The organism is Variovorax sp. GW821-FHT09B05, assembly GCF_059418265.1.
In genome coordinates this window covers 451,947-477,732 of the sequence record NZ_JBWKPN010000002.1, presented here as the reverse complement: position 1 = coordinate 477,732, position 25,786 = coordinate 451,947, and the positions used below count along the sequence as shown (strand labels likewise).

General features: G+C 69.6%; 28 protein-coding genes. 8 read left to right on the top strand and 20 right to left on the bottom strand.

What is annotated here, in order from left to right; translation table 11 throughout:
• Nucleotides 1-57: 57 nt before the first annotated feature.
• The 4 genes from AC07RM_RS07115 to AC07RM_RS07100 form a co-directional block, all read right to left on the bottom strand.
• Nucleotides 58-990, bottom strand: coding sequence for a family 2A encapsulin nanocompartment shell protein (locus AC07RM_RS07115; protein WP_490876913.1), 933 nt, complete (start codon nucleotides 988-990; stop codon nucleotides 58-60).
• Between the two features lie 133 nt (nucleotides 991-1,123).
• Nucleotides 1,124-1,393, bottom strand: a complete 270-nt coding sequence (locus AC07RM_RS07110) for a helix-turn-helix domain-containing protein (RefSeq protein WP_057593379.1) — start codon at nucleotides 1,391-1,393, stop codon at nucleotides 1,124-1,126.
• A 7-nt stretch (nucleotides 1,394-1,400) separates the two neighbouring features.
• Nucleotides 1,401-2,312 (bottom strand): serine O-acetyltransferase EpsC, encoded by a 912-nt coding sequence (epsC, locus tag AC07RM_RS07105; protein WP_495334002.1) that lies wholly within the window; start codon nucleotides 2,310-2,312, stop codon nucleotides 1,401-1,403.
• Between the two features lie 32 nt (nucleotides 2,313-2,344).
• Nucleotides 2,345-2,824: a rhodanese-like domain-containing protein gene (locus tag AC07RM_RS07100; protein WP_495334001.1), complete on the bottom strand. Its 480-nt coding sequence runs from the start codon at nucleotides 2,822-2,824 to the stop codon at nucleotides 2,345-2,347.
• A 222-nt stretch (nucleotides 2,825-3,046) separates the two neighbouring features.
• Here AC07RM_RS07100 and AC07RM_RS07095 point away from each other — a divergent pair, with 222 nt between their 5' ends.
• The 3 genes from AC07RM_RS07095 to AC07RM_RS07085 are packed head-to-tail and all read left to right on the top strand — an operon-like array spanning nucleotide 3,047 to nucleotide 4,779.
• Nucleotides 3,047-3,619 (top strand): hypothetical protein, encoded by a 573-nt coding sequence (locus AC07RM_RS07095; RefSeq protein ID WP_495333999.1) that lies wholly within the window; start codon nucleotides 3,047-3,049, stop codon nucleotides 3,617-3,619.
• 26 nt (nucleotides 3,620-3,645) lie between these two features.
• Nucleotides 3,646-3,993, top strand: a complete 348-nt coding sequence (locus AC07RM_RS07090) for a hypothetical protein (RefSeq protein WP_431512681.1) — start codon at nucleotides 3,646-3,648, stop codon at nucleotides 3,991-3,993.
• A 54-nt stretch (nucleotides 3,994-4,047) separates the two neighbouring features.
• A complete protein-coding gene (locus AC07RM_RS07085; RefSeq protein WP_495333997.1) occupies nucleotides 4,048-4,779 on the top strand; it encodes a DUF4261 domain-containing protein in 732 nt (243 codons plus the stop codon).
• Between the two features lie 75 nt (nucleotides 4,780-4,854).
• Here the strand turns inward: AC07RM_RS07085 and AC07RM_RS07080 are convergent, their stop codons facing one another.
• From AC07RM_RS07080 to AC07RM_RS07030, 11 genes are all read right to left on the bottom strand, one after another.
• Nucleotides 4,855-5,070, bottom strand: a complete 216-nt coding sequence (locus AC07RM_RS07080) for a TOBE domain-containing protein (protein WP_042579699.1) — start codon at nucleotides 5,068-5,070, stop codon at nucleotides 4,855-4,857.
• Nucleotides 5,071-5,130: 60 nt separating this feature from the next.
• Entirely contained in the window at nucleotides 5,131-5,727 is a 597-nt protein-coding gene (locus AC07RM_RS07075; RefSeq protein ID WP_093341537.1) for a malonic semialdehyde reductase, read from the bottom strand.
• A gap of 20 nt (nucleotides 5,728-5,747) precedes the next feature.
• The gene (locus tag AC07RM_RS07070) at nucleotides 5,748-7,037 is read right to left on the bottom strand and encodes an O-acetylhomoserine aminocarboxypropyltransferase/cysteine synthase family protein (protein WP_495333994.1); all 1,290 of its coding nucleotides are present in this window, start codon (nucleotides 7,035-7,037) and stop codon (nucleotides 5,748-5,750) included.
• Between the two features lie 31 nt (nucleotides 7,038-7,068).
• Nucleotides 7,069-7,914 (bottom strand): ATP-binding cassette domain-containing protein, encoded by an 846-nt coding sequence (locus AC07RM_RS07065; RefSeq protein WP_296787648.1) that lies wholly within the window; start codon nucleotides 7,912-7,914, stop codon nucleotides 7,069-7,071.
• 1 nt (nucleotide 7,915) lies between these two features.
• On the bottom strand, nucleotides 7,916-8,902 hold the full coding sequence (locus AC07RM_RS07060; protein ID WP_495333992.1) for an aliphatic sulfonate ABC transporter substrate-binding protein: 987 nt from the start codon (nucleotides 8,900-8,902) through the stop codon (nucleotides 7,916-7,918).
• Nucleotides 8,903-8,912: 10 nt separating this feature from the next.
• Nucleotides 8,913-9,761 (bottom strand): aliphatic sulfonate ABC transporter permease SsuC, encoded by an 849-nt coding sequence (gene ssuC, locus AC07RM_RS07055; RefSeq protein WP_495333990.1) that lies wholly within the window; start codon nucleotides 9,759-9,761, stop codon nucleotides 8,913-8,915.
• A gap of 10 nt (nucleotides 9,762-9,771) precedes the next feature.
• The gene (gene ssuD / locus AC07RM_RS07050; RefSeq protein WP_495333988.1) at nucleotides 9,772-10,941 is read right to left on the bottom strand and encodes an FMNH2-dependent alkanesulfonate monooxygenase; all 1,170 of its coding nucleotides are present in this window, start codon (nucleotides 10,939-10,941) and stop codon (nucleotides 9,772-9,774) included.
• Complete coding sequence (locus tag AC07RM_RS07045) at nucleotides 10,941-11,897, bottom strand: sulfonate ABC transporter substrate-binding protein (protein ID WP_495333986.1); 957 nt, start codon at nucleotides 11,895-11,897, stop codon at nucleotides 10,941-10,943. The genes ssuD and AC07RM_RS07045 overlap by 1 nt, the downstream gene beginning before the upstream one ends.
• 38 nt (nucleotides 11,898-11,935) lie before the next feature.
• Complete coding sequence (locus tag AC07RM_RS07040; RefSeq protein ID WP_495333984.1) at nucleotides 11,936-12,973, bottom strand: sulfonate ABC transporter substrate-binding protein; 1,038 nt, start codon at nucleotides 12,971-12,973, stop codon at nucleotides 11,936-11,938.
• A 129-nt stretch (nucleotides 12,974-13,102) separates the two neighbouring features.
• On the bottom strand, nucleotides 13,103-13,687 hold the full coding sequence (gene ssuE, locus AC07RM_RS07035) for an NADPH-dependent FMN reductase (protein WP_208513968.1): 585 nt from the start codon (nucleotides 13,685-13,687) through the stop codon (nucleotides 13,103-13,105).
• Between the two features lie 106 nt (nucleotides 13,688-13,793).
• On the bottom strand, nucleotides 13,794-14,837 hold the full coding sequence (locus AC07RM_RS07030) for a sulfate ABC transporter substrate-binding protein (protein WP_495333982.1): 1,044 nt from the start codon (nucleotides 14,835-14,837) through the stop codon (nucleotides 13,794-13,796).
• A 144-nt stretch (nucleotides 14,838-14,981) separates the two neighbouring features.
• Here AC07RM_RS07030 and AC07RM_RS07025 point away from each other — a divergent pair, with 144 nt between their 5' ends.
• A complete protein-coding gene (locus AC07RM_RS07025; protein WP_093341520.1) occupies nucleotides 14,982-15,254 on the top strand; it encodes an oxidative damage protection protein in 273 nt (90 codons plus the stop codon).
• A 19-nt stretch (nucleotides 15,255-15,273) separates the two neighbouring features.
• Nucleotides 15,274-17,136 carry a bifunctional tRNA (5-methylaminomethyl-2-thiouridine)(34)-methyltransferase MnmC2/FAD-dependent 5-carboxymethylaminomethyl-2-thiouridine(34) oxidoreductase MnmC1 gene (gene mnmC / locus AC07RM_RS07020; protein ID WP_495333980.1) on the top strand — a complete coding sequence of 621 codons (1,863 nt, stop codon included), beginning with the start codon at nucleotides 15,274-15,276 and terminating at the stop codon, nucleotides 17,134-17,136.
• 6 nt (nucleotides 17,137-17,142) lie between these two features.
• On the opposite strand, the gene AC07RM_RS07015 is transcribed toward mnmC, so the two are convergent.
• Nucleotides 17,143-17,472 carry an antibiotic biosynthesis monooxygenase family protein gene (locus AC07RM_RS07015; RefSeq protein WP_093341517.1) on the bottom strand — a complete coding sequence of 110 codons (330 nt, stop codon included), beginning with the start codon at nucleotides 17,470-17,472 and terminating at the stop codon, nucleotides 17,143-17,145.
• A 121-nt stretch (nucleotides 17,473-17,593) separates the two neighbouring features.
• Here AC07RM_RS07015 and AC07RM_RS07010 point away from each other — a divergent pair, with 121 nt between their 5' ends.
• Nucleotides 17,594-18,496, top strand: coding sequence for a transglutaminase family protein (locus AC07RM_RS07010; protein ID WP_093341516.1), 903 nt, complete (start codon nucleotides 17,594-17,596; stop codon nucleotides 18,494-18,496).
• A gap of 181 nt (nucleotides 18,497-18,677) precedes the next feature.
• Complete coding sequence (locus tag AC07RM_RS07005) at nucleotides 18,678-20,174, top strand: alpha/beta hydrolase family protein (RefSeq protein WP_495333978.1); 1,497 nt, start codon at nucleotides 18,678-18,680, stop codon at nucleotides 20,172-20,174.
• A 45-nt stretch (nucleotides 20,175-20,219) separates the two neighbouring features.
• On the opposite strand, the gene AC07RM_RS07000 is transcribed toward AC07RM_RS07005, so the two are convergent.
• The 4 genes from AC07RM_RS07000 to AC07RM_RS06985 all read right to left on the bottom strand — a co-directional run bounded on the left by AC07RM_RS07000 (nucleotide 20,220) and on the right by AC07RM_RS06985 (nucleotide 24,822).
• On the bottom strand, nucleotides 20,220-21,422 hold the full coding sequence (locus tag AC07RM_RS07000; RefSeq protein ID WP_495333976.1) for a glycerophosphodiester phosphodiesterase: 1,203 nt from the start codon (nucleotides 21,420-21,422) through the stop codon (nucleotides 20,220-20,222).
• 138 nt (nucleotides 21,423-21,560) lie between these two features.
• Nucleotides 21,561-22,484: a crotonase/enoyl-CoA hydratase family protein gene (locus AC07RM_RS06995; RefSeq protein WP_490877716.1), complete on the bottom strand. Its 924-nt coding sequence runs from the start codon at nucleotides 22,482-22,484 to the stop codon at nucleotides 21,561-21,563.
• A 116-nt stretch (nucleotides 22,485-22,600) separates the two neighbouring features.
• The gene (locus AC07RM_RS06990; protein ID WP_495333974.1) at nucleotides 22,601-24,094 is read right to left on the bottom strand and encodes a sensor histidine kinase; all 1,494 of its coding nucleotides are present in this window, start codon (nucleotides 24,092-24,094) and stop codon (nucleotides 22,601-22,603) included.
• Nucleotides 24,091-24,822, bottom strand: coding sequence for a response regulator transcription factor (locus tag AC07RM_RS06985; protein WP_495333972.1), 732 nt, complete (start codon nucleotides 24,820-24,822; stop codon nucleotides 24,091-24,093). The genes AC07RM_RS06990 and AC07RM_RS06985 overlap by 4 nt, the downstream gene beginning before the upstream one ends.
• A gap of 97 nt (nucleotides 24,823-24,919) precedes the next feature.
• Between AC07RM_RS06985 and AC07RM_RS06980 the strand changes: the two genes are divergently transcribed.
• The gene (locus AC07RM_RS06980; RefSeq protein ID WP_495333970.1) at nucleotides 24,920-25,552 is read left to right on the top strand and encodes a cytochrome b/b6 domain-containing protein; all 633 of its coding nucleotides are present in this window, start codon (nucleotides 24,920-24,922) and stop codon (nucleotides 25,550-25,552) included.
• Nucleotides 25,553-25,786 lie beyond the last annotated feature (234 nt).

Genomic DNA, 25,786 nt, shown 5'->3' with positions numbered 1-25,786 from the left:
GAGGATCGCCGGATCGAACGGCGCCTCGCCCGGAGTCGTGGGAGTGTTCACCGCGGCTTACTTGTAGGTGTCGGGATAGTCGTGGTACTTGCCGATCTCGACGTCGTCGAGCACCGCCAGCGCATCGGTGGTCAGCACCGCGAGCGAGCAGTACAGCGAGATCAGGTACGACGCGATCGCATGGTTGTTGATGCCCATGAAGCGCACCGACAGGCCCGGGCTCTGTTCGCCCGCGAGGCCCGGCTGGAACAGGCCGACCACGCCCTGGCGCTTGTCGCCCACGCGCAGCAGCAGGATCTTGCTCTTGCCGTCGGCCACCGGCACCTTGTTCGACGGGATCAGCGGAATGCCGCGCCAGGTGATGAACTGCGAACCGAACAGGCTCACGGTCGGCGGCGGCGTGCCGCGGCGCGTGGCCTCGCGGCCGAAGGCGGCGATCGCCAGCGGATGCGTGAGGAAGAAGGCCGGTTCCTTCCAGACCTTGGTCAGCAGCTCGTCGAGGTCGTCGGGCGTGGGCGCGCCGGTCAGCGGGAAGATGCGCTGCTCTTCGCTGACCTGGGCCAGCAGGCCGTAGTCGGGGTTGTTGATGAGCTCGCTCTCCTGGTTCTCCTTGATCGTCTCGATCGTGAGGCGCAGCTGTTCCTTGATCTGGTCGTGCGGGCTGCTGTAGAGGTCGGAGATGCGGGTGTGCACGTCGAGCACGGTGCTCACGGCGTTGAGGTAGTGCTCGCGCGGGTTCTCCTCGTAGTCGACGAAGGTGCGCGGCAGCTGGTTCTCTTCCTCGCGCGAGGTGCAGGTGACCTTGATCGACTCGGGATTCTTGACCTTGTTGACGCGGTAGATGCCCGCCTCCACCGGCACCCACTGGAGCAAATGCGTCAGCCAGCGCGGGCTGATGGTCTCGAGCTGGGGAACGGTCTTGGTGGCATTGGCCAACTGCCTTGCGGCGTTGTCGCCGAGCGCGGTGGTTCCACCGACGGTTGCGGTCATGAAGAAAACTCCGATGTGGTCAGGCCCACCGGGTCACCGCGAGCGGTGCCGGCGACTCCGAAAGGCCGTGGGAATGAAGAAAAGGGACGAACGCGACTGACGGCGGGAGTGTCCCGGCGCCAAGGGTTTCCCCTCAACAGGCTATAGCCGCCAAGTTGATCCGGCGTGCCAGGCGCGACTGGCCGAGCTGCTCGCAGCGCGACAGCAGATGGACGATGTTGATCTCGAGCGCGGTGGCGAGCTTGTGCGCGGTGACGATCGAGGGAATCACGCGGCCGCGCTCCACCTCGCCCACGTAGGAGCGGTTGAGGTCCGAGCGCTCCGCGAGCTGTTCCTGCGACCAGCCATGGGCCTCGCGCAATTGCCGCACGGCCACTCCGAAATCTTCGACGAATGCATTCATGGTGTGTTCACCCCCTCGGTGCGTTGTTCTTCTGCAGGCTGGCCTGCGTGACGCTCGCGCCCGGCGGCACGTCGTCGGTGATCCAGACATTGCCGCCGATGACGGCGCCCTTGCCGAGGGTGACGCGCCCGAGGATGGTGGCGCCCGCGTAGATCACCACGTCGTCCTCCACCACCGGATGGCGCGGCAGGCCCTTCTGCAGGTTGCCCTCGGTGTCGGTCGGAAAGCGCTTGGCGCCCAGCGTCACGGCCTGGTAGAGCCGCACGCGCTTGCCGATGACCGCGGTCTCGCCGATCACGACACCGGTGCCGTGGTCGATGAAGAAGCCGGCATCGATGCGCGCGCCCGGATGGATGTCGATGCCGGTCTGCCCGTGCGCGAGTTCGGCCACGATGCGCGCCAGCAGCGGCAGGTCGAGTCTGTAGAGCTCGTGCGCGAGCCGGTGGTGGATCATCGCGAGCACGCCCGGATAGCACAGCAGCACCTCGTCGACGCTGCGTGCGGCCGGGTCGCCCTGATAGGCCGCGAGCACGTCGCTGTCGAGCAGCCGGCGCAACTCGGGCAGACGGTTCGCGAAGCTGCGCACCGCCGCTGTTGCGGCTTCGTCGATCTCGCTCGCGCTGCGCGGCACATGGCGCGCGTTGAAATGCAGTTCCAGCCGGGCCTGCGTCAGCAGCGCCTGCAAGGCGGCGTCGAGCGTGTGGCCGACATAGAAATCCTCGCTCTCGTGGCGCAGGTCGTGCGGGCCGAGCCGCATCGGAAACAGCGCGCCCTTGAGCGATTCCACGGTCTGGGCCAGTGCATCGCGCGAGGGGAACTCGCGCGCGCCGGGTTCGCGCGAGCGGCGCTGCAGGTCGCGCCATTCGTTGCGCACCGCATGCAGCGCGGCAACGATCTCCGCGACTTCGAAATGGGCCATGGGCCGTTCTTCCTTCCGTGCGTGGGGAGAAATCAGTCCTGCACCCACGGCAGGCCATGGAAGCGCCAGCCATCGGAGCCGCCGCGGTGCTGCTGCCCGTCGATCTCGCCCTCGAAGCCTTCGAGCACGTTGTAGACCTGCGAGAAGCCGGCCTTGGCCGCGGCCTCGGCAGCGAGCGCCGAGCGCTTGCCGCTGCGGCACAGCAGCAGCACCACGGCATCCTTGCCGCCGTCCTTCGCGAGCCTGGCCTCGAGCTCGCGCACGAAGCGCGGATTGCGCGTGAGCGCGGTACCGGTGGCCCAGGCCACGTGCACGCTCTCGGGCACGTGGCCGACGAACTTGCGTTCCTCGCCCGAACGCACGTCGACCAGCACCGCCTTGCCTTCCTGCACCAGCTGCCAGGCCACGGGCGGCGTCACCCCGCCGGCATGGGGCCAGCCGGCTTCGGCGGCATGGGCGCGCGCCTTCTCGAGCGCTTCGGGCAGGACGAGGTCTTCAACTTCCACGGACATGGTGTGCGGGCTCCTGGTGTGCGTTGCTGTCGGGATGGATGCATGCGCCGTTGGTGGCGATGACCATCACTGTAGGAGCCCGTCCGCGATCCTCAAACGACTGAAAAGTCGATTCTTAACAACCGGGCGTTCTAAGCGTCATTCCAGGGGCTGAAGGGAAGCTGAAGCCACCCTGCAGGCCCGGCGCTACAGTCCCCGCCCCATCGCTTCGGGAGTGCATTCATGCAACGCAGGTCCCTCTCACTGGCACTGCTCTCGGGCGTCGTCGGGCTGCCCGGCAGCGTGTTCGCCGCGCGCGCGATGTCGAACATCGCCTACGTCGTGGCCGGCCCCGATGGTGTCTTCTACGCCCGATGCATACCCGACTCCGACACGGGCGACGCCGGGACGACCACGGTCTACCGCGTGCGCAAGACCGGCGACGAAGCCATCGACCGCTATCCCTGGTTCAACCAGGGCCGCCTGCTGCTGGCGTGGAGCCCGATCGCGGGCCAGGTCGCGCTGATGCGGCTCGACCGCGAGCTGGAGCCGTCGTCCGCGGGCCCACAGGCCGCGTTCGGCTTCTATCTCGGCGGCCGGTTGCTGAAGACCTGGACCACGCGCGAGTTGCTCGCGCTGGGCGCCGAATTCGGACCCACCTACGAGGTGCCCTCGGGACGCGCCGGTTACAAGGTGCTCGGCGCGCGCCAGCAGGGGCTGACAAACGATTACGTCTTCGTGATCCGGATCGGCGAGACCGAGCACGCCTTCGATATCCTGACGGGCCTGCCCTGGCGCGCCAGGGCCACCTCCTGAACCCCGACGACATCCTCCCCCGACGCATGCGCAGATTCCTCTCGACCTCCCTGGTCCTGGCCGCCGGCTGCACGGCCGCCGCCCTCGCCTGGGCCGACGAACCCAAGCTCCCGGTGAAGACCGACGACGGCACCATCCTCTACGTCGCGCCCAAGATCGCGCCCACCGAGAAATCGGCCGACACCCTCGGCGCGACCATCGGCGTGCAGCGCCCCAGCGGCGCCGCGGCCTATGGCGGCATGGACACCTCGGGCTCGCGCCCGATCTACTCGGTGGGCGGCAGCACCGGCGGCAACACCTCGTTCTCGGCCGGCGTCGAATCCGACGGCAAGCAGAACAACGGCGTGAAGGCCGGCATCACGATCAAGTACTGAGATGTCGGAGGCCGACGGCAGAATGACCGCTTTCAGCACCGAGAAGGCACCCACGTGAGCGAGCCCGCCGACCTCCCCGAGATGGTCCTGTGCATCCCCGGCCCCTGGGCCGACACCACGGAACTGATCCGCGACCTGATCGCGAACGACAGCGGCTATCTGTTCGCCGGCCGCATCCTGATGTGCGCGCAAACGCGCTTCAGTTGCGAGCTGGTCTTCGAGGGCCCCGACGAGCGCATGCCCCATGCCTTCCGCGCCGCGGCGCCGCACTGGCGCGACACGCCCGAGATGGAGGCCGTCGACGGGCACCGCTCGGTGGTCTACCTCGTCGGCTCCGGCGGCAGCCACGAGAACGCCACGTCGCTGATGGAGGCCGGTGCCGCGCTGGTGCGCGCGGGCGGGCTGGGCGTGAAGGTCGAGAGCACCGGCCTCGCCCACACGCCGGCGGCCTGGCTCGACCACTGCGAGCACCTGCACCTGTTCTTCGCGCACCGGGCACTGGTGCTCTACCTCACGGGCGAGCCCGTGAGCTCCTGCGGCATGCACAACCTCGGCCTGCGCGACGCGGTCACCGACGGCCAGGACGACATGGCGGCCGCCGTCGAGCTGCTGCGCGCGTTCACGCACTACCTCTACGCTGAGGAGCCCGAGATCCGCGCGGGCCAGACCTTCTCGGTCGCGCGCGATGCGCCGGGCTACCGCATCGAGGAAACACAGGACCAGCCCTACGGCCCGGACTCGCTGTTCCACAACCCCTACGGTTTCTGGCGCCTCGTCCCGCTCTGAACCGATGAAAAAAAAGCCCGGCGCCATCGCTGGCGCCGGGCCGAGGGGGAATGCGCCACGCGCACTCCAGGGGATTCAGAGCTTGGCGATCGACACTTCGGTGGACTTCACCAGCGCGACGACATCGGAGCCGACCTTGAGCTGAAGCTCGTCGATCGAGCGCGTGGTGATGACCGAGGTCACGATGCCCCAGGCGGTCTCGACATCGACTTCGGAGACGACGTCGCCGCGGATGATCTCGCGGACCTTGCCCTTGAACTGGTTGCGCACGTTGATGGCCTGGATGGACATGATGGTTCCCTTTGGTTGGATGGTGTGGATGGATGGATCGGTGAAGGAAGGACGTGGCGCTCAGGCGATCTCGGCCACGTCGTCGAACGCGAGCCGGGGCCCGCGCTCGAAGGTGCCGGCATGGTCGGCCACGCCGAGGTTGACGAGGAAGTTGGCGCGCCAGCGGCCGTCGGGGAAGAAGGCCTTGTCGACCAGCTCGGCGTTGAAGCCCGATTGCGGCCCGGCATCGAGGCCGAGCGCGCGCGCCGCGAGGATCAGGTAGGCGCCCTGCAGGCTGCTGTTGCGAAACGCCGTGGCCTGCGCCGCCTCGGCGCTCTTCTCGAAGAAGGGCTTGGCGTCGTAGGCCGGGAACAGCACCGGCAGCTGGTCGTAGAAGCGCGTGTCGTGCGCCACGATCACGGTCACGCCCGCGGCCAGCGTCTGCGCGGTGTTGCCCGACGACAGCGCGGGCTTGAGCTTGGCCTTGGCCTCCTCGCTGCGCACGAACACGTAGCGCGCGGGCTGGGCGTTGTAGGCCGTCGGGCCCCACTTCAGCAGCTCGTAGAGCTGGCGGATGGTCTCGTCGCTCACGGGCACCGGCTTGAAGGCATGCACGGTGCGCGCCTTGCGGAACAGCTGGTCGAGCGCGGCGTCGGGAATGGATTGCAGTGTTGTCATGGTTTTGCTTTCGCGCTGCCTCAGGCCGCGGCCGCGGCGAGCGCCTGGTCGAGGTCGGCGCGCAGGTCGTCGATGTGTTCGATGCCGACCGACAGGCGCACGGTCTCCTCGCTCACGCCGGCGCGCGCGAGTTCCTCGGGCGAGAGCTGGCGGTGCGTGGTCGAGGCCGGATGGGTGGCGAGCGAGCGCACGTCGCCGATGTTGACGAGGCGCGTGAACAGCTTGAGCGCGTCGAGGAACTTCGCGCCCGCCTCGCGGCCGCCCTCGATGCCGAAGGTCAGCACGCCGCTGGCCTTGCCGCCCAGGTACTTCTGCGCCAGCGCATGGTCGGGATGGTCCTCGAGCGCCGCGTAGTTGACCCACTTCACCGACTTGTTCGCCTTCAGGTGCCGTGCCACGGCCAGCGCGTTGTCGCTGATGCGCTCCACACGCAGCGACAGCGTCTCGATGCCCTGCAGGATCAGGAAGGCATTGAACGGCGAGATCGCGGCACCCGTGTTGCGCAGCGGCACCACGCGTGCGCGGCCGATGTAGGCGGCCGGGCCGAGCGCGTCGGTGTAGACCACGCCGTGGTAGCTCACGTCGGGTTCGTTCAGGCGCTTGAAGCGCTGCTTGTGCTGCGCCCACGGGAACTTGCCCGAATCGACGATCGCGCCGCCGATGCTGGTGCCGTGGCCGCCGAGGTACTTGGTCAGCGAATGCACGACGATGTCGGCGCCATGCTCGATCGGCCGGCTCAGGTACGGCGAGGGCACGGTGTTGTCGACGATCAGCGGCACGCCGTGGTGATGGGCGATCTCCGCGATGGCCGCGATGTCGGTCACGTTGCCGGCCGGGTTGCCGAGCGACTCGACGAACACCGCCTTGGTCTTTTCGTCGAACAGCTTCTCGAAGCTCTTCGGATCGCGGTGGTCGGCGAAGCGCGTGGTGATGCCGAACTGCGGCAGCGTGTGGGCGAACAGGTTGTAGGTGCCGCCGTAGAGCGCCGTGCTGCTGATGATGTTGTCGCCGGCTTCCGCGATGGTCTGGATCGCGTAGGTCACGGCCGCCTGGCCCGAGGCCAGCGCCAGCGCGGCGATGCCGCCCTCGAGCGCGGCGATGCGCTGCTCGAGCACGTCCTGCGTCGGGTTGTTGATGCGGGTGTAGATGTTGCCCGGCACCTTGAGGTCGAACAGGTCGGCGCCGTGCTGCGCGCTGTCGAAGGCGTAGGCCACCGTCTGGTAGATCGGCGGCGCCACGGCGCGCGTGGTCGGGTCGGGCGAATAGCCGGCGTGCACCGACAGGGTCTCGAATTTCCAGTGTTGCGACATGCGAAGCCTTTCAGATGGGAGGAAGGAACGCTCAGATCGCCCAGCGCAGTTCATGCGCGGGCTTGCCGAGCCAGCTTGCTTCGGTGCCGCCTTCAGCCTCTTCGGTTGCCCCGGGCTTTTGCAGCACCCTGTCGAGGATGCGTTTTTCGATGGCCGCGAAGGCCGGGTCGCCCTGCGAGCGCGGACGCGCCAGGGCGATGTTCTCGTCGAGCGCGATGCGCCCGTCTTCGATCAGGATCACGCGGTCGGCCAGCGCCACGGCTTCCTGCACGTCGTGCGTGACCAGCAGCGCGGTGAAGCGGTGGCGCTGCCACAGGTTCTCGATCAGCCGGTGCATCTCGATGCGCGTGAGCGCGTCGAGCGCGCCCAGCGGCTCGTCGAGCAGCAAGAGCCGCGGGTGGTGCACCAGCGCGCGCGCCAGGGCCACGCGCTGGCGCTGGCCGCCCGACAGGCGCGCCGGCCATTCGTTCTCGCGGTCGGCCAGGCCGACGTGCGCCAGCACCTCCTTGCCGCGCGCCCTGGCGTCCTTCGACAGGCCCAGCGTCACGTTGTCGAGCACGCGGCGCCAGGGCAGCAGGCGCGCCTCCTGGAACATGATCCGGGTGTCGTCGTGCAGGCCGCTGACCGGCTTGCCGTCGGTGTAGAGCGCGCCGGACGAGGCCTCCTCGAGGCCGGCGATCAGGCGCAGCAGCGTGCTCTTGCCGCAGCCGCTGCGGCCCACGATGGCGATGAACTGGCCCGGCTCGATCGCGAGCTGCGTATTGCGCAGCACCTCGCGTTCGCCGTAGCGCTTGTGCAGGCCGCGCACTTCCAGGCGCACGCCGCCGGGAATCGCCAGCGGCGCGTCGTTCTGCGGTCGGTCGAGGACGGCACTCATCTCAGGCTCCAGGCTTGAACAGCGCCACGTCGAGCGCATTGATTTTCTTGGGCAGCAGCTTCTCGGCCAGGAAGGCGTCGGCGATGCGCTGCTGCTCGCCGAGCACCTCGGGCACCACCGGCCGCACCGCGTAGCTGCGGCGGCCGTTGGCCTGCTCGATGGTGGCGGCGTCGAGGCCCCACACGGGCGACAGCAGCGCGGCCGCCTCCCTGGGGTTCTGCTTGACCCACCTGCCGGTCTTCTCGAGCTCGGCATAGACCACGCGCAGCACGTCGGGCCGCGCCTTCGCGAACTTGGTGCTCGCGAGGTAGTAGCGCTGGTAGGACGCGATGCCCGCGCCGTCGGCCAGCACGCGCACCTTCGACTGGCGCTGCGCGGCGGCGAGGAACGGGTCCCACACCACCCAGGCGTCGATCGCGCCCTTCTCGAACGCGGCGCGGCCGTCGGCCGGCGTCAGGTAGGCAGGATCGATGTCCTTGAACGAGAGGCCGGCCTTGTCGAGCGCGGCGATCAGCAGGTAGTGCGCGCCGGCCGCCTTGGCGAAGCCGATCTTCTTGCCCTTGAGGTCGGCCACGGTCCTGAGCGGCGAGTCCTCGCGCACCAGGATCGCCTGCGCCGCGGGCGACGGCGCTTCCTGCGCGATGAAGGTCAGCTCGGCACCGGCCGCCTGCGCGAACACCGGCACGGTGTCGGCCACGTCGGCGCTGATGTCGAGGTTGTCGAGGTTCAGCGCCTCGAGCAGCGGCAGGCCGCTGGTGAACTCGTGCCAGCTCAGGGTGGCGTTGAGCGGCGCGAGCTGCTTCTCGAGCACGCCCTGCGCCTTGAGCACCGCGATCAGCGTCGAGGACTTCTGGTAGCCCAGGCGCACGGTGGCGGGCCGCGCGGCCGTGCCCTGCGCGAAGGCGCCGGGCGTGCCCGTCAGGCCGAGCACGCCGGCAGCGCCGAGCGTCGCGATCGCCTGGCGGCGGGAGATGGTCGTGTGCGTCATTGCCCTGCCCTCACTTCGTCGTCTTCTTCTGGTAGCCCGGATGCCAGCGCAACCACCACTGCTCGAGGCCGCGCGCGAACAGGTCGGCCAGCTTGCCGAGCAGCGCGTACAGCAGGATGCCCACCAGCACGATGTCGGTCTGCAGGAACTCGCGCGCGTTCATCGTCAGGTAGCCGATGCCGGCCTGCGCCGAGATGGTCTCGGCCACGATCAGGATCACCCACATCAGGCCCAGCGAGAAACGCAGGCCGACCAGGATCGAGGACAGCGCGCCAGGCAGGATCACCTCGCGGTAGAGCTGCCAGCGCGTGAGACCGTAGGTGCGGCCCATCTCGATCAGCTGCGGATCGACGTTGCGGATGCCGTGGAAGGTGTTGAGGTAGATCGGGAAGAACACCGACACCGAGATCAGGAACAGCTTGGCCGACTCGTCGATGCCGAACCACAGGATCACCAGCGGGATCAGCGCGAGCGCCGGGATGTTGCGCACCATCTGGATGGTGGAGTCGAGCAGCGTCTCGAAGAACTTCACCGAGCCCGTGAGCAGGCCCAGCGCCAGCCCGGCGCCGCCGCCGATGGCCAACCCCGCGAGCGCGCGGCCCGCGCTGACCTTCACGTGCGTCCACAGCTCGCCCGACACCGTGAGGTTCCACCCGGCCTTCACCACGTCGACCGGCGCCGGCAGCACGCGCGTGCTGAGCCAGCCCAGCGACGACGCGATCTGCCACACCACGATCAGCCCCACGGGCACCAGCCACGGCACCAGCCGCCTGGCCACATTGAGGCCGAAGCTGCGCAGCGCGGAGCCCGCGCCTTCGGCCGGCGCGACCGCCGGCAGTTCCTGAACCTGTTCCGTCATGACGTGTCCTTCAGCTTTGCGAGACGAGGCGCGAAGGCGCGTCGAGGTTGGCGACGACTTCGCCGAAGGGCCCGCTCAGCGAGCCGCCGGCCAGCCGGGCCTTGGCCTTGCGCGAGAGCAGCGGGAACACCAGCTCGGCGAAGCGGTAGGCCTCCTCGAGGTGCGGGTAGCCCGAGAGAATGAAGCGATCGAGCCCGAGCGCGGCGTATTCCTCGATGCGCGCGGCCACGGTCCTGGCGTCGCCGACCAGCGCCGTGCCGGCACCGCCACGCACCAGCCCCACGCCGGCCCAGAGGTTGGGCGCGATCTCGAGTTCGGCGCGCGTGCGCTTGGCGCCGCCCGCATGCAGCGCGGCCATGCGGCGCTGGCCTTCGGAGTCCATGCGCGCGAAGGCGGCCTGGGCACGGATCACGGTCTCGTCGTCGACGCGGCTGATCAGGTCCTCGGCGGCCTTCCAGGCGGCCTCTTCGGTCTCGCGCACGATCACGTGCAGCCGGATGCCGAACTGCACCTGGCGGCCCTGGCGCTCGGCGCGCGCGCGCACGTCGGCGAGCTTCTTCGCCACCTCGGCCGGCGGTTCGCCCCACGTGAGATAGGCATCGACCTGCTCGGCCGCGAGCTCGTGGGCCGCGGCCGACGAGCCGCCGAACCACACCGGCGGATGCGGTTTCTGCACCGGCGGATAGAGCAGCTTGGCGCCCTTCACGCTCAGGTGCTTGCCTTCGTAGTCGAAGGCCTGGCCGTCGTGGCTGCGCGCGAGGATCTCGCGCCAGATGCGGATGAACTCGGCCGACTGTTCGTAGCGCGCGGCATGGTCGAGGTAGACGCCGTCGCCCTCGAGCTCGGCCTGGTCGCCGCCGGTCACGAGGTTCACCAGCAGGCGTCCGTTCGAGAGCCGGTCGAAGGTCGCGGCCATGCGCGCGGCCAGGCTGGGCTGGTGCAGGCCGGGTCGCACCGCGACCAGGAACTTGAGCTTCTTCGTCGCACCGATCAGGCTCGAGGCGATCACCCACGGGTCCTCGCATGAGCGACCGGTCGGGATCAGCACGCCCTCGTAGCCGAGATGGTCGGCCGCGCCCGCGATCTGCTGCAGGTAGTCGAGGTCGACCGGGCGCGCGCCTTCACTGGTGCCGAGGTAGCGGCTGTCGCCGTGCGTGGGCAGGAACCAGAAGATCTGCATCACGCGATCCCCGTGGCGGCTTCGAGCACGTTGATCTTCTTCGGGATCAGCTTGAGCTCGAAGAAGGTGTCGGCGATCTTCTGCTGCTCGCCGAGGATGGCCTTGGTGATCGGCGTGGTGCCGTAGGCGGTGCGCGCCACCGTGAGGTCGGCCACCGGCTTGGGAAGGCCCCACAGCGCGGCCAGTTCGGTCGCGAGCTCGCCACGGTTGGCCGAGCCCCAGGCGTCGACCTTGTTGAGTTCCTCGATCGCGATCGCCACCACGTCGGCGTTCTTCGCCGCGTAGTCGAGCGAGGAGAAGTAGTAGGCGCGGTTGCCCACCACGCCGGTGGCGTCGGCCAGCACGCGCGCCTCGAGCGTCTTCTCGGCGGCGGCCAGGAACGGGTCCCAGATCACCCAGGCGTCGATCGAGCCCTTCTCGAAGGCCGCGCGCGCATCGGCCGGTGGCAGGTAGACCAGGTTCAGGTCGGCATACGAGAGGCCGTGCTTCTCGAACAGCTTGACGATGAAGTAGTGGACGTTCGAGCCCTTGTTGAGCGCGATCTTCCTGCCCTTGAGTTCGGCCACGCTCTTGATGGCCGAGCCCTTGGGCACCAGCACCGCTTCCGACTGCGGACGCGGCACCGTGGCGCCCACGTAGGCCAGCGGCGCGCCGGCGGCCTGCGCGAAGATCGGCGGCGCCTCGCCCACGTCGCCGAAGTCGATCGAGCCGACGTTCAGCGCCTCGAGCTGCACCGGGCCGGCCGTGAACTCGGTCCACTTGAGGCTTACGCCCAGCGGCGCGAGGCGCTTCTCGAGCGTGCCGCGGCCCTTGAGGATGTTGAGCAGGCCCTTCTGGTTGCCGATGCGGAACTGGCGCGCGGGCGCCTGCGCCAGCGCACCGAGGGAGGAAGGCAGCGCGATGGCGGCGGCGGCGCCCTGCAGCAGGCGGCGGCGCGGGAGGGAGATGGTGGTCATGGCTGGTGTGGCTTGCGAAAGATGAAGGGGACCGGTGCTCAGGGCTGGGCCGCGACGACGGCGTCGCTGACCTTGATCGGCTTCGGAATCAGCTTGAGCGCGTGGAAGGTGTCGGCGATGCGCTGCTGGTCGGCGGCGACCTCGGGCGTGATCGGCTTCACGTTGAACTCGTAGCGGCGCAGCGCGAGCTCGACCACGTCGACCGGCAGGCCCTGCAGCGGCGCGATCAGCTCGGCCGCCTGGCGCAGGTTCTTCTTGAGCCAGATGCCCTGGGCCACCGAGTCCTCGAACAGGGCCTCGATCACCTTCGGGTTGTTCTTCACGAAGCCGCGCTCGCCCAGGTAGTACTGGTAGTTGCTGACCACGCCCGGGGTGCCGTCGGCGAGCACGCGCGCGCCGGTGGCCTTCTCGGCCGCGGCCTGGAACGGATCCCAGATCACCCAGGCGTCGACGTTCTTGCTCTCGAAGGCGGCGCGGCCATCGGCCGGTGCCAGGTACACCGGCTGGATGTCGCTGAACTTCAGGCCGTTCTTCTCGAGCTGCTTCACGAGCAGGTAATGCACGTTGCTGCCCTTGTTGAGCGCGACCTTCCTGCCCTTGAGGTCGGCCACCGACTGGATCGGCGAATCCCTGGTGACCAGGATCGCCTCGGCACGCGGCGCGGCCGGGTCGTAGCCGAAGTAGACGAACTTGGCGCCCGCGGCCTGCGCGAAGATCGGCGGCGCCTCGCCCACGTAGCCAACATCGACGGCGCCGACGTTCAGGCCCTCGAGCAGTTGCGGGCCAGCCGGGAACTCGACCCATTTCACGCCCACGCCCAGCGGCGCGAGGCGCTTCTCGAGCGAGCCCTGCGCCTTCTGCAGCACGAACAGGCTGGCCGACTTCTGGTAGCCGATGCGCAGCTCCTTGGCGGCGCCGGCCTTGCCCTGCGCATGCGCGGAAGTGGCGGACAGGAAGCTCACGATCAATGCGATCGCGGCGACCACGACGATGCTGACGGCGAGGTCGCGCAGCGCGCGCCAGAGCGAGCGCGGCGGCACGTCGAGCACGGAGTCTTCGGTGGCAACGGGGTTCATGCGGGGTGGTCCTTGGACTGAATCGAAACTGGAGGCGAAGCCATCCCCGCGCGGCGTGAATCGCCGCGTTCGGAATGGTCGGGAATGGGATGAAGCGGTGGTGGCGGCCGGGTCGTGCGCCGGCCGGCTTCAGACGCTACATCGCACGCGCGAGAACGGCACCGGCTCGAAGCCGTGTGTCGCCGGCAGCTTCAGCCCCTCGGTGGCCAGCACCTCGACGGCCTCGTTGAGCCGCTCCGCCAGGTCGTTGTGCACCTGGTAGGCGTTCTCGGGCGTCAGCGCGATCTGCGAATCGCTCGCGTAGACGCCCGGCAGGATGTGGCGCGCCGACAGCGACTGCAGCACGGGCCGCAGCGCGTAGTCGAGCGCGAGCATGTGGTGCGGGCTGCCGCCGGTGGCCAGCGGCAGCACCGTCTTGCCCTTGAGCGCGTTCTGCGCCAGCAGGTCGAGGAAGACCTTGAGCACGCCGCTGTAGGCGGCCTTGTAGACCGGCGTGGCCACCACGATGGCGCGGGCCCGCGTCACCTGGGCGATGGCCTGCACGATGGCCGGATGGTTCCAGTCCGCCAGCAGCAGCGCCTGCGCCGGCAGGTCGCGGATCGCGAGCCGTTCGATCTGCGCATGGCGCCGCGCCAGGCGCTCGGCCACCGCGTCGAGCAAGGCGGTGGAGCGCGAGGGCGCCGAGGGGCTGCCGGCAATCAGGAGAACGGACACGGAAGGCTTTCGGGTGGCGGTATCGGAAGGGTCGAAGCGAACCGGTCCCTGGCATCCGCCGCAGCGGGCGCCATCGGGGTCGGTCGCCGCGGGGCGAATGCCGCGCTTACTTCTGCTTGGCGGTGTAGATCTGGTCGAACGAGGCGCCGTCGGCGAAGTGGTCCTTGTCGGCCTTGCCCCAGCCGCCGAAGGCCTGGTCGATGGTCACCAGCGTCAGCTTGGGGAACTGCTTCTCGTACTTGGCCTTCGCCTTGTCCGAGGTCGGGCGGTAGAAGTTGCGGCCCGCGATGTCCTGGCCTTCGTCGGAATACAGGTACTTCAGGTATTCCTCGGCCACGGCGCGCGTGCCCTTCTTGTCGACCACCTTGTCGACCACCGCCACGGTGGGCTCGGCCAGGATGGAGATCGACGGCACCACGATCTCGAACTTCTCGGGGCCGAATTCCTTCAGCGCCAGGAAGGCTTCGTTCTCCCAAGCCAGCAGCACGTCGCCCACGCCGCGCTGGACGAAGGTGATGGTCGAGCCGCGCGCGCCGGTGTCGAGCACGGGCACGTTCTTGAACAGGTTGCCCACGTATTCCTTGGCCTTGGCATCGCCGCCGTACTTGCGCTTGGCGAATTCCCAGGCCGCGAGGTAGTTCCAGCGGGCGCCGCCCGAGGTCTTGGGATTGGGGGTGATCACCTGCACGCCGGGCTTGACCAGGTCGTCCCAGTCCTTCAGGCCCTTGGGGTTGCCCTTCTTCACCAGGAACACGATGGTCGAGGTGTAGGGCGCCGAGTTGTGCGGCAGGCGCTTCTGCCAGTCGGCCTTGAGCAGGCCGCCATGGGTGACCAGCGCGTCGACGTCGCCGCCGAGCGCCAGCGTGGCCACGTCGGCGTCGATGCCGTCGATGATCGAGCGGGCCTGCTTGCCCGAGCCGCCGTGCGACTGCTTGATCGTCACGTCCTGGCCGGTCTTGCCCTTCCAGTACTTGGCGAAGGCCTGGTTGTAGTCCACGTACAGCTCGCGCGTGGGGTCATAGGAGACGTTCAGCAGCGTCACCGGGCCGGCGGCGTTGCCCTGGGCAAACGCCGGCAGCGCCGACAGGGCCATGGCGCCGGCCACGCCGGCACCGAGGGAAAGCTTGATAAAGTCGCGGCGGAGGCTCATGGTGTCGTTCTCGAATGGCATATCAATGAAGCTGCGTATTCTCAATACGACATATAGGAACTGGAACGACCAAGTTTTCAGTTCTAAATAGCTAAATCAACTAAGAGCAGCTTTTTCGCGCTCCCCCACCCAAAGGCAATCGACATGGCACGCATGATTCAGTGCATCAAGCTCGGCAAGGAAGCCGAAGGCCTCGACTTCCCGCCCTATCCCGGCGAACTCGGCAAGCGCATCTGGGAGAGCGTCAGCAAGGAAGCCTGGGCCGCCTGGCTCAAGCAGCAGACCATGCTGGTGAACGAGAACCGCCTGAACCTCGCCGACCAGCGCGCCCGCCAGTACCTGGCACGCCAGATGGAGAAGCACTTCTTCGGCGAGGGCGCCGACGTCGCCCAGGGCTACGTCCCGCCGTCGGCCTGAGGCCGCGCAACGACCCGCAGTGACGGCCGAACCGGTCGCCTGGCGCACGGACGGCACACCGCACAGCGAGCGCTTCGGCGACATCTATCACACGGAGGCCGGTGCGCTCGCGCAGTCGCGCCACGTCTTCCTCGGCGGCTGCGGCCTGCCGGCCGCCTGGGCCGGCCAGCCGCAGTGGCGCATTCTCGAAACCGGCTTCGGGCTGGGCCTCAACTTCCTCGCGACCTGGGCCGCGTGGCGCGCAGATCCGGCACGCCCGCGGCTGCTTCACTTCGTCTCGATCGAGGCTTGGCCGGTGGCGGCGGAGAGCCTGCTGCGCGCCGCCGGTGCCTATGAGGAACTCGCGCCGCTCGCACGCGAGCTGGCCGCGCGCTGGCACGGCCTGCTGCCGGGCTTCCATCGGCTGGCCTTCGACGACGGCCGGGTGCTGCTCACGCTCTGCGTGGGCGCAGTGCAGACTATGCTGCGCGCCCAGCGCTTCGAGGCCGACAGCCTGTACCTCGACGGCTTCAGCCCGCAGCGCAATCCCGAGATGTGGTCGCCCGAGACGCTGAAGGCGCTCTCGCGCTTCGCGCGCCAGGGCACCCTGCTCGGCACCTGGACCTATGCGCGCGCCGTGCGCGACGCGCTGGCGCAGAACGGCTTCCAGCTCGAACGCCGCCCCGGCCTGCCGCCCAAGCGCGATTGCCTGGGCGCGCGCTTCGCACCGGCCTGGACCGTGCGCCGGCGCGAGCCGCTGCCCGATACCGTCGCCACGCCCGGCCGCTGCGCCGTGATCGGCGCCGGCCTCGCGGGCGCGGCCGTGGCGGCCAGCCTCGCGCGGCGCGGCTGGCAGGTCGAGGTGCTCGACGCCGCGGCGCGGCCGGCCGAAGGCGCCTCGGGCCTGCCCGTGGGCCTGCTCGCGCCGCATGTGTCGCCCGACGACGCCCTGCTCTCGCGCCTCACGCGCGCCGGCATCCGCGCGACCTGGAACGAACTGGCGCAGCGCCTGGAAGAAGGCCGCGACTGGCACGGCACCGGCACGCTGGAGCGCCGGCCCGATGGCGATGTGCGCGTGCCCGCGGGCTGGCAGGCCGACGGGCCCAACGAATCCTGGCCCGCGAGCGCCGCGCAGCTCGCGGCCGCGGGCCTGCCGCCCGACGCGCCCGCGCTGTGGCATGCGCGCGCCGCCTGGGTGCGGCCGCGTGCGCTGGTCGAGGCCTGGCTGCGCGAGCCCGGCATCGCGTTCCGCGGCGGCTGCCTCGTCGAGCGGCTGGAGCGCGATGCGGCCACCGGCGGTTGGCGCCTGCTGGCCGAGGACGGCCGCGTGCTGGCCGAGGCCGACCGCGTGGTGGTCGCGATGGGCCATGGCTCGGGCCTGCTGGCGCCGCGCCTGCCGCTGCAGCCGGTGCGCGGCCAGGTGGCTTGGGGCCACAGCGACGCGGCCGCGTTGCCCGTCGCGCCGGTGAACGGCGACGGCCACCTGATCGCCGGCGTGCCCGAGGCCGATGGCGGCGCGCCGCTGTGGCTGGCCGGCGCCACCTTCGACCGCGACAGCCATGACCTCGCGCCGCGCGACAGCGACGCCGAGGCCGTGCGCGGACGGGCCACCCGGCTGCATCCGGCCAGCGCCGAGTCGATCGACCAGGCCTTCGCACGCGGCGAGGCCCACGCCTGGGTCGGCGTGCGCTGCGCCTCGGGCGACCGCCGACCGCTGGTCGGGCCGCTCGGCGATGCGCCGGAAGACAAGGGCCTGTGGACCTGCACGGCGCTCGGCTCGCGCGGGCTCAGCTTTGCCGCGCTGTGCGCCGAACTGCTGGCCGCGCAGTGGCATGGCGAGCCCTTGCCGCTGCCGGTGGCGCTGGCCAAGGCCCTCGATACGCGGCGCACCGCGCGGGCTTGAGGGCCGCTACGCGGCGTCGAGCGCGGGCAGCAGGTGGTCGATGCGCCCATCGCCGTAGCTGCGCACCACCTCCGAGATCACCACCCGGTAGCCATCGAGCCAGTTCGCCTGCGCCGCCTTGGCCTGCAGATGCGAGGGATGCGTCATCAGCGCCTGCAGCGCCTCGAGCGAACGCCAGTAGTAGACGTTCGACACCAGCCCGTTGGCGCTGTTCTCCCAGCTCTCCTCGCCCAGGTAGCCGGGCAGCGCGCGGGCGGCTTCGGCGATCGCCTGGTCGAGCCGGTGGAAGGCGTCGTCGAACTGGCGGGTGGCGAAGATGAAAGTCGATGCGTACATGGTCCTCCATGGGCGAACGGTGCGGCCACGCGGGCCGAAGGGGCGCGGATTATGCGGCAGTCCTGCCTGCGCCCATCACCGCGGACATGTCCGGCGACACACGAACGCAGGAGAATGCCCCATGCCCAGCACCCAGTACGACATCCGCCACACCACGATCTACCGCTACAACGAGCCGGTCAGCTTCGGGCTGCACCGCGTGATGTTCCGGCCACGCGACAGCCACGACCTGCGCGTGCTGGCCACCGACCTGCAGGTGAGCCCGTCGGCCCACACGCGGCTGATCCAGGATCCGCACTCCAACTCGGTGGCGCTGGTGCAGCCGATGGGCGAAGCGACCGAGCTGCGCATCGTCTGCGCCTTCACCATCGAGACCGTGCCCGCGGCCACGCAGGACCAGCTCGCGATCGACCCGGCCGCGGAGTTCCTGCCCTTCGCCTATTCGGTGCAGGACCGGCTCGACCTCGAGCACTACCTGCGCCCGCACCACGACGATCCCGACGGCACGCTGATCCGCTGGGCCCACCAGTTCCTGCACACCGACAAGCCCAACAGCACGCGCGAGGTGCTCACGCGCATGAACGCCCACATCGGCCAGAGCCTCGAGTACCTGGCGCGCGACGAGGAAGGCACGCAGACGCCGCTCGAGACGCTGGCGCTGGGCAGCGGCAGCTGCCGCGACTACGCGCTGCTGATGATGGAGGCGGTGCGCCGCCTGGGCATCGCCACGCGCTTCGTCTCGGGCTACATCTACGACGCCGCGCTCGACAGCACGGTGCAGGCCAAGGGCGAGGCCATGACCGGCGCCGGCACCACCCACGCCTGGCTGCAGGCCTACCTGCCGGGCGCGGGCTGGGTCGCGTTCGACCCGACCAACAACCTCATGGGCAGCGGCCAGTTGATCCGCGTCGGCGTGACGCGCGACCCGGCCCAGGGCGCGCCGATCTCGGGCAGCTGGTACGGCCCGGCCGAGGCCTATGAAGGCCTCGAGGCTACGGTGACGGTCACGCGCCGGCGCAACTGAGCGCGGCGCCGCTGTCGCGCAGGCGATAGCGGCTACGGGAAAGCCCCCACCGTTTGCAGGGGCGGCGCCTCTACGCTGCGCCGCCGGTCCACCTGAAAAGCACGGTCGTGCCAGCCTCATGGGCACCTCCGGACGAAGGCGGCCGGCATTCCTCGCCCCCAGAAAACGGAGACAACGAACCATGCATTCCGCGCGCCTCAAGCTCATCGTCATCGCCGCCAGCATCGCCGCCGCTTCCTGCGGCGGTGGAGGCGGCGGTGGGGCCATCTTCCCGATCGTGCCGCCCGCGCCCGCCCCCGCGCCGCCGGCACCGCCCCCGCCGCCCCCCGCGCCCGAGGAGCGCCGCGCGCAGGACGACCGCAATTCCTTCGCGCCGGCCGATGCCGCGGCCACCACCTTCACGGCCCTGGTCGCCGCGGCCGGCGACACCGTCGACAACGCCACCACCAGCCGCTGGGCCGGCGTGCTCGGCGGCGCGGCCTACCGCGTGGAAGTGCCGTCCAACTGGAACGGCAAGCTCGTGATGTATGCGCACGGCTATGCCGGCGAAGGCAACGTGCTCGCGGTCACCAACCCCTCGATCCGCCGCTACCTGATCCAGAACGGCTATGCCTGGGCCGCTTCGAGCTACAGCAAGAATTTCTACGACGTGCGCGTGGGCGTGGAGGACACCAACGCGCTGGCGCTGGAGTTCAACAAGATCGCCAAGGCCAACGGCCGCGAGCTCGCCGCGCCGTCGAAGATCTACATCACCGGCCACTCGATGGGCGGCCACATCACGGCCGCGGCGATCGAGGACGAGGCCTATGCCACGGCCAACCACAAGGTGCGCTACAACGGCGCGGTGCCGATGTGCGGCGTGGTCGGCGACACCGAGCTGTTCGACTACTTCGCGGGCGCGCAGGTCACGGCGCAGGCGCTGGCGGGGCTGCCGAAGTACCCGACGGTGAACTGGTCGGACATCTCCGCGCAGGTGACCGGCACGCTCTACACCAGCTTCCCGGGCGCGCCCACGGCCACCGGCCTGAAGTTCGCCTCGGTGGTCGAGAACCTCACGGGCGGCAAGCGTCCGATGTTCGACCTCGGCTTCACCGCCGGCGGCTCCTTCGCCGCGGTGTGGGGCGTGTTCGGCAGCGACGGCACGGTCAACGGCATCCTCAACAAGAACACGCTCGACACCAACCGCTTCACCTACACCATCGAGGGCGACACCGCGGGTTCGACCGCGCTCAATGCCTCGGTCATCAAGCTCACCGCCGTGGCCGATGCCAACCGGCTGCGCCGCGACGGCCTGCGCTGGATCCCCAAGGCCAACGGCGAGTTCAAGATCCCGGTGGTGAGCCTGCACACGCTCGGCGATCTCTACGTGCCCTTCAGCATGGAGCAGATCTACAACAAGCGCGTCGCGGCCAAGGGCAACGCCAGCTGGCTGGTGCAGCGCGCGGTGCGCGGCATCTCGCACTGCGACTTCACGCTGGCCGAGCAGGTCGAGGCCTTCGACGCGATGATCAAGTGGGAGCGCGACGGCGTGAAGCCCGCGGGCGATGACGTGGTGACCGCGGCGACGGTGGCCGATCCGAAGTACGGCTGCACCTTCACGCGGCCGCTGGGCACGGTCGACGAAAGCGGCACCAGCCAGCTGACGCGGCCCGGCGCCGCCGCCGCGCGTCCCTGCTGACGTGCATCGAACGGGAACCGCCCGCGCGGCGGTTCCCGCCCGCCTTCAGCGCTTCTGCGCGCTGTAGGCCTTCACCACCGGCACCGCGGTCGCGGCGCTGTCGACGAACAGCCCATCGATCCCGGCATCGAGGAAAGCGGTGATCTCCGCCGCCGTGTCGCCGTGCACGGTGCCGTCGGTCTTCGGCTCCTTCTTGAGGCTGTCGGGCAGGAAGGCGTTCTCGGGCCGGACCGTGTAGATGTGGACGAACAGCTTTTTGTCGTGCGCATCCTTCACCAGCGTGGTGGGCGTGCCCAGCTTGCCGGCCACCACCGGGATCACGCGCGACTTGTCGGGACCGATGCCCTGCGCATAGGTCGCGATCTCGGCCAGACCCTCGGGCTTCACGAGGTCGGCATAGGTGCGCTTGTCGCCGAGCGCCACCAGGTCGTAGGGCGCGCCCGAGCCGCCGATCAGCTGGACGATCCTCACCGTGCTGCGCAGGCGCACGTCCTTGAGGTTGCCGGTTTCGAAGGACTGCACGAACACCGGCGCATCGGCCTTGTTCAGGCCGTGCTTCTGCAGCGTGTCGAGCAGCTTGTTCTCGAGCGGCAGGCCGATCGAGCGGAAGTAGGTCGGGTGCTTGGTCTCGGGATAGATGCCGATGGTGCGGCCCTTGGCCTGCGACTGCGCCTTCGCGAGTTCGATCACCTCGTCGAGCGTGGGCACCTGGAACAGGTCGTTGTACGAGATGTTGGCCGGGCGCTGCGCCGGAATGCGCTCGCGCGCGCGCAGCTCCTTGAGCTCGGCCAGCGTGAAGTCCTCGGTGAACCAGCCGATGACCTGGCGGCCGTCGATGGTCTTGGTGGTCTTGCGGCTCGCGAACTTCGGCACGTCCATCACGTTGGTGGTGGCTTCGAGCACATTGCCGCTGGCGTCGACGATGGCGATCGCGTTCTCGTGGCGCGCCACCAGCTCGCCGTCCCTGGTGGGCACGAGGTCGGGTTCGATGAAGTCGGCGCCGTCGTCGATGGCCTGCTGGTACGAGGCCAGCGTGTGTTCGGGCCGCTTGGCCGGTTCGCCGCGGTGCCCGATCACGAGCGCGGCGGGCACGGGGGCCGGCGCGGGCGGCGGCGGTGCCGGCGGCGCGGGGGCCGGTGCGGGCGGCAGGATCGGAAAGACGGCGTTGCCGCCGCCTCCGCCGCAAGCGCTCATGAGCGCGCAGGCGCTGACCGCCAGGGCGATCCTGGCCAGGGAAAATGACTGCATGGGAGACCCTCTCTCTCGCTGTGTGGCTGGTACGGATTCGTCGCCACCCGCCGCGCGTTGTTATGGGTTCTTGGCGGGCGTCGGATCATTGCGAGGCCATGTGTCTGCGCCGTGACATGCACGGACCCCGCGCCTCGCTCAGGAGCGCGCGGCCAGCTTCGCCTCGAGCGCGGCGATCAGCGCCCTCGCCTCGTCGCCTTCGGGGATGTCGCGCCCGCTGTCGCGCCACTGCACCGCGCTCTTGAAGCCCTCGGCCTCGGCCTGGCGGCGGAACCACATGCCTTCGGGGTTGTGGCGCGTGATGCCGTCGAACACGGTGGCGAACATCTGGCTCTGCTCGAGGCCCATCGAGTGCCAGACCTGATTGACCACCAGCTTGTGCATCATCAGGTGCGAGCGCGGCACGCCCGCGATGCGCAGCGCCAGCTTCAGCGTAGCCGCGTCGAGCTCATCGGCCGGCACCGCGAAGTTGGCGAGGCCCCAGTCGGCCGCCTGCGCGCCGTCGATGGTGTCGCCGGTGAACATCAGCTGCTTGGCGCGCAGCGCGCCGAGCCGGTAGGTCCACATGGCCGTGGTCGGGCAGCCCCACACGCGCGTCGGCATGTAGCCGATGCGCGCATCGTCGGCCATGGCCAGCAGGTCACAGCACAGCGCGATGTCGCTGCCGCCGGCCACCGCGTAGCCATGCACCTTGGCGATGGTCGGCTTGGTGCAGCGCCACAGCGCCATGAAGTCGTCGGTGTTGCGCTTCATCGCGGCGTAGTCGAGCATCGGGTCCCAGGGCGTCTTCTCCTGCCGGCACGGATGCTCGCCCTGCCCCTCGCGCCCATGGCCCTCGGCATAGTCGCCGAGGTCGTAGCCGGCGCAGAAGGCGCGGCCCGCGCCCTCGACCACGATCACGTGCACCGCGTCCTCGGCCTGCGCCCACTCCACCGCATGGCGGATGTCGGTCGGCGTGGTCTCGGCGATGGCGTTGAGCTTCTCGGGGCGGTTGAGCACGAGGCGCGCGATGCGCGGATGCTGCGGGTCCTGGTCGATGACGACGGTGCGGAAGTCGGGCATGGGCGGTGTCTCCTGGGTGGATCGTCGGTCGCAGGTCGACGTGCCTGCATCCCGCATCCGCTTGTAGCATCGGCCGCCGCGCGCGCAACCGGCGCTTGCACCGATGCGCCCGGTGCTCAGCCGCCCGAGAGCCGGAAGCGGAACACCGCGCCGCGCCCCGCCTGCGGCACCAGCCGGATATCGCTGCCATGCAGTTGCAGGATGCGCTGCACGAACACCAGCCCCAGCCCGCCGCCGCCCGAGCCGTCGCTGCGCACGCTGCCTGTGAAGGCCGGGCGCTTGAACAGGCCGGGCTGCAGTTCGCGCGGAATGCCGGGCCCGGTGTCGCTGACCTGCACCGCCACGCCCGTGCCCTCGTCGCCGGTGGCCGCCCGCAGCTGCACCACGATCTCGCCGCCGGCCGGCGTGTGGCGGATCGCGTTGTCGAGCAGGTTGGTCAGCACGCGCTCGATCATCCCGAGGTCGGCCGACACCACCGGCAGGCCCGGCGCGATGTCGGGACGCAGCTTCTGCTGCCGCGACTCGGCCGCGAGCTCGAACTTCTGGAACACGTCCTGCACCAGGTCGGCCAGCGCGAAGCTCTCCTTCTCGGGCTTGACCACGCCGTACTCGAGCCGCGCCAGCTCGAACAGCTCCTGCGCGAGCCGTCCCACCTTGCGGCTCTGGTCGAGCGCGATGTCGAGGTAGCGGCGGCGCTCCTCCTCGTCGAGCGTGCCGGCCTTCAGGCGCAGGGTCTCGAGGTAGCCGTGCAGCGAGGTCAGCGGCGTGCGCAGGTCGTGCGAGACGTTGGCGAACAGCTCGCGCCGCTGCTGGTCCTGCAAGGTGAGCTCGCGCCACTGCTCGGCGATGCGCCGCGTCATCTGCGCGAAGGCCTGCGCCAGCAAGGCGATCTCGCCGCCGCCGCGCGCGATGCGCTCCAGCGTCGGCGCCTGGCCCTCGATCGCATCGATGCCCTCGGTCTCGAAGCGCCGCACCGCGGCCGTGAGCTCGCGCAGCGGCCGCGTGATGAGCCAGAACGCGGCCGTGCCCGCGACCAGCCCGAGCAGCGCCACCAGCCCCATCGACCACAGCGTGGTGCGCAGCGCGTTGTCGGCCGCCACGTGCGCGGCGAGCGCATCGTGGTCCTCGCCCTGCAGCACGACATAGACATAGCCCGCGTCGCGGCCATCCATGCGCAGCGGCGCGGCGCTGAAGACCTTGGCCGTCTGCAGGTTGCGCGGATCGTCGCCAAGGATCGGCATCGGCGCGCCGGCCAGCAGGCGCCGCACGGGCGCGAGGTCGACGCGGTCGCGCTTGAGGTGCCCCTCGGGCGCGGCCTGGGCCTCGATGCGGCCGTCGAGCGCGAGCAGGTAGACCTCGACGCTGGGGTTGACGGCCATCAGCTGGTCGAACAGCCGCTTGACCGCAGCCGGGTCGAGACCGCCCGGGCGCATCAGCTCGGCGTTCTCGGCGATGTGCGCGGCCAGGCCGCCCGACAGGCGCTGGATCACCTCCTGCTCGTGGCGCCCGTTCGCGCGCACCTGCAGCCAGGCCGAAGCGCCGCAGCACACCAGCAGCAGCAGCGCGAACACCAGCGACAGCCGGCGCGAGAGCGTGGCCCAGCCCATCATGAAGCGCCCTCTTCCTTGCCGTCAGCCGTGGCCGAGAGCTTGTAGCCGCGGCCCCACACGGTGAGGATGCGCCGCGGCGCGGCCGGGTCGGCCTCGACCTTGGTGCGCAGCCGGTTGATGTGGGTGTTGACGGTGTGCTCGTAGCCATCATGCTGGTAGCCCCAGACCTGGTTGAGCAGGTCGAGCCGCGAGAACACCTTGCCCGGGTGGCGCGCGAAGAAATACAGCAGGTCGAACTCGCGCGGCGTGAGCTCGATGGGCTTGCCGTCCACGCGCACCTCGCGTGCGAGCGGCTCGATCTCGAGGTTGCCGAGCGCGAGGCTGCCCGACTCCAGCCGCGCATTGCGCGCCAGCGCATCGGTGCGGCGGATCAGCGCCTTCACGCGCGCCACCAGCTCGAGCACCGAGAAGGGCTTGGCGAGGTAGTCGTCGGCGCCGAGCTCGAGGCCGAGGATGCGGTGCACCTCGCTCGAGCGCGCGCTGATGATGATGATCGGGGTGTAGCGCGCCATGGCGCGTGCGCGGCGGCAGATCTCGAGCCCGTCGATGCCGGGCAGCATGAGGTCGAGCACCAGCGCGTCCCACTGGCCGCGCTCCAGTTCGCGCAGGCCCGCGTGCCCATCGGCCGCATGCACCACCGCATAGCCTTCGTCGCGCAGGTGCATGCGCAGCAATTCGGCGATATGGGCGTCGTCTTCGACCAGCAGCACGCGCTTGGGGGTGTCCATGGCGCCGATTGTCCCGCGATACGGATTCCCGAGTTATCACGATTCTTTGAACTTTGCGTGATGAATCGGCCAGGGGGTGGGCTCAAGAATCCGCTCCATGAACAGCACCGCCCTCGCCGTCCCGGACACCCGTCCCATCCATCCGCTGTGGATGCGCATCACGCATTGGCTCAACGCGCTGGCGGTGCTGGTGCTGGTGACGAGCGGCTGGCGCATCTACGACGCGGCGCCCTTCCTGCCGTTTCGAATCCCGACCGGGATCACGCTCGGCGGCTGGCTCGGCGGCGCGCTGCAATGGCACTTCGCGGCAATGTGGCTGCTGGTATTCAACGGCTTCGTCTACCTGGCGCTCAACATCGCGAGCGGACGGCTTGCCACCAAGTTCTTTCCGGTCACGCCGGGCGGTGTGTGGCACGACGCGCTGTCGGCGCTCAAGGGGCGGCTCTCGCATGCCGACCCGCGCCGCTACAACAACGTGCAGCGGCTGGCCTACCTGTTCGTGATGCTCGACATCGTCCTGATCGTGCTGTCGGGGCTGGTGCTCTGGAAGTCGGTGCAGTTCGCTGTGTTGCGTGATCTGCTGGGTGGCTACGAGTTCGCAAGGCGCATTCACTTCTTCGGCATGGCTTCTTTGGTTGCCTTTGTCGTGCTTCACCTGGTGATGGTGGCGCTGGTTCCTCGGACCTTGCTCGCCATGGTTTGGGGCCGTTCTTCTCGGGGTCTGAAATGAACGCCCTGGCTCTTGATGTGCTGCGTTCGGGGTGGGCTCACGCCGACGGGGTACTCCCCTCCGCGAATGTCCCCCGGCCTGCGGCCTCCTCCTTTATTTCGCTGCGGGGAGTACCCCATCGGCGCGCGCCTGGACGCGACGGTCGTCGTGCCGCCGGCACCACCGCAGCGCCTCCCGTGCACAGGGCAGTGGGTGCTTCCCGCAGCGAAATAAAGGAGGAGCCGAAGGCGGGGG

Bases quoted from the DNA above. Each gene is read 5' to 3' on its own strand.
- AC07RM_RS07000 (WP_495333976.1), bottom strand. From the start codon at position 21,422: ATGCAGTCATTTTCCCTGGCCAGGATCGCCCTGGCGGTCAGCGCCTGC.
- epsC (WP_495334002.1), bottom strand. From the start codon at position 2,312: ATGGCCCATTTCGAAGTCGCGGAGATCGTTGCCGCGCTGCATGCGGTG.
- AC07RM_RS07075 (WP_093341537.1), bottom strand. From the start codon at position 5,727: ATGACAACACTGCAATCCATTCCCGACGCCGCGCTCGACCAGCTGTTC.
- AC07RM_RS07005 (WP_495333978.1), top strand. From the start codon at position 18,678: ATGCATTCCGCGCGCCTCAAGCTCATCGTCATCGCCGCCAGCATCGCC.
- AC07RM_RS06980 (WP_495333970.1), top strand. From the start codon at position 24,920: ATGAACAGCACCGCCCTCGCCGTCCCGGACACCCGTCCCATCCATCCG.
- AC07RM_RS07065 (WP_296787648.1), bottom strand. From the start codon at position 7,914: ATGAGTGCCGTCCTCGACCGACCGCAGAACGACGCGCCGCTGGCGATT.
- AC07RM_RS07115 (WP_490876913.1), bottom strand. From the start codon at position 990: ATGACCGCAACCGTCGGTGGAACCACCGCGCTCGGCGACAACGCCGCA.
- AC07RM_RS06995 (WP_490877716.1), bottom strand. From the start codon at position 22,484: ATGCCCGACTTCCGCACCGTCGTCATCGACCAGGACCCGCAGCATCCG.
- AC07RM_RS07110 (WP_057593379.1), bottom strand. From the start codon at position 1,393: ATGAATGCATTCGTCGAAGATTTCGGAGTGGCCGTGCGGCAATTGCGC.
- AC07RM_RS07040 (WP_495333984.1), bottom strand. From the start codon at position 12,973: ATGAACCCCGTTGCCACCGAAGACTCCGTGCTCGACGTGCCGCCGCGC.
- AC07RM_RS07090 (WP_431512681.1), top strand. From the start codon at position 3,646: ATGCGCAGATTCCTCTCGACCTCCCTGGTCCTGGCCGCCGGCTGCACG.
- AC07RM_RS06985 (WP_495333972.1), bottom strand. From the start codon at position 24,822: ATGGACACCCCCAAGCGCGTGCTGCTGGTCGAAGACGACGCCCATATC.
- ssuD (WP_495333988.1), bottom strand. From the start codon at position 10,941: ATGCAGATCTTCTGGTTCCTGCCCACGCACGGCGACAGCCGCTACCTC.
- AC07RM_RS07015 (WP_093341517.1), bottom strand. From the start codon at position 17,472: ATGTACGCATCGACTTTCATCTTCGCCACCCGCCAGTTCGACGACGCC.
- ssuC (WP_495333990.1), bottom strand. From the start codon at position 9,761: ATGACGGAACAGGTTCAGGAACTGCCGGCGGTCGCGCCGGCCGAAGGC.
- AC07RM_RS06990 (WP_495333974.1), bottom strand. From the start codon at position 24,094: ATGATGGGCTGGGCCACGCTCTCGCGCCGGCTGTCGCTGGTGTTCGCG.
- AC07RM_RS07080 (WP_042579699.1), bottom strand. From the start codon at position 5,070: ATGTCCATCCAGGCCATCAACGTGCGCAACCAGTTCAAGGGCAAGGTC.
- AC07RM_RS07045 (WP_495333986.1), bottom strand. From the start codon at position 11,897: ATGACCACCATCTCCCTCCCGCGCCGCCGCCTGCTGCAGGGCGCCGCC.
- AC07RM_RS07070 (WP_495333994.1), bottom strand. From the start codon at position 7,037: ATGTCGCAACACTGGAAATTCGAGACCCTGTCGGTGCACGCCGGCTAT.
- AC07RM_RS07095 (WP_495333999.1), top strand. From the start codon at position 3,047: ATGCAACGCAGGTCCCTCTCACTGGCACTGCTCTCGGGCGTCGTCGGG.
- AC07RM_RS07060 (WP_495333992.1), bottom strand. From the start codon at position 8,902: ATGACGCACACGACCATCTCCCGCCGCCAGGCGATCGCGACGCTCGGC.
- AC07RM_RS07025 (WP_093341520.1), top strand. From the start codon at position 14,982: ATGGCACGCATGATTCAGTGCATCAAGCTCGGCAAGGAAGCCGAAGGC.
- AC07RM_RS07030 (WP_495333982.1), bottom strand. From the start codon at position 14,837: ATGAGCCTCCGCCGCGACTTTATCAAGCTTTCCCTCGGTGCCGGCGTG.
- AC07RM_RS07100 (WP_495334001.1), bottom strand. From the start codon at position 2,824: ATGTCCGTGGAAGTTGAAGACCTCGTCCTGCCCGAAGCGCTCGAGAAG.
- AC07RM_RS07010 (WP_093341516.1), top strand. From the start codon at position 17,594: ATGCCCAGCACCCAGTACGACATCCGCCACACCACGATCTACCGCTAC.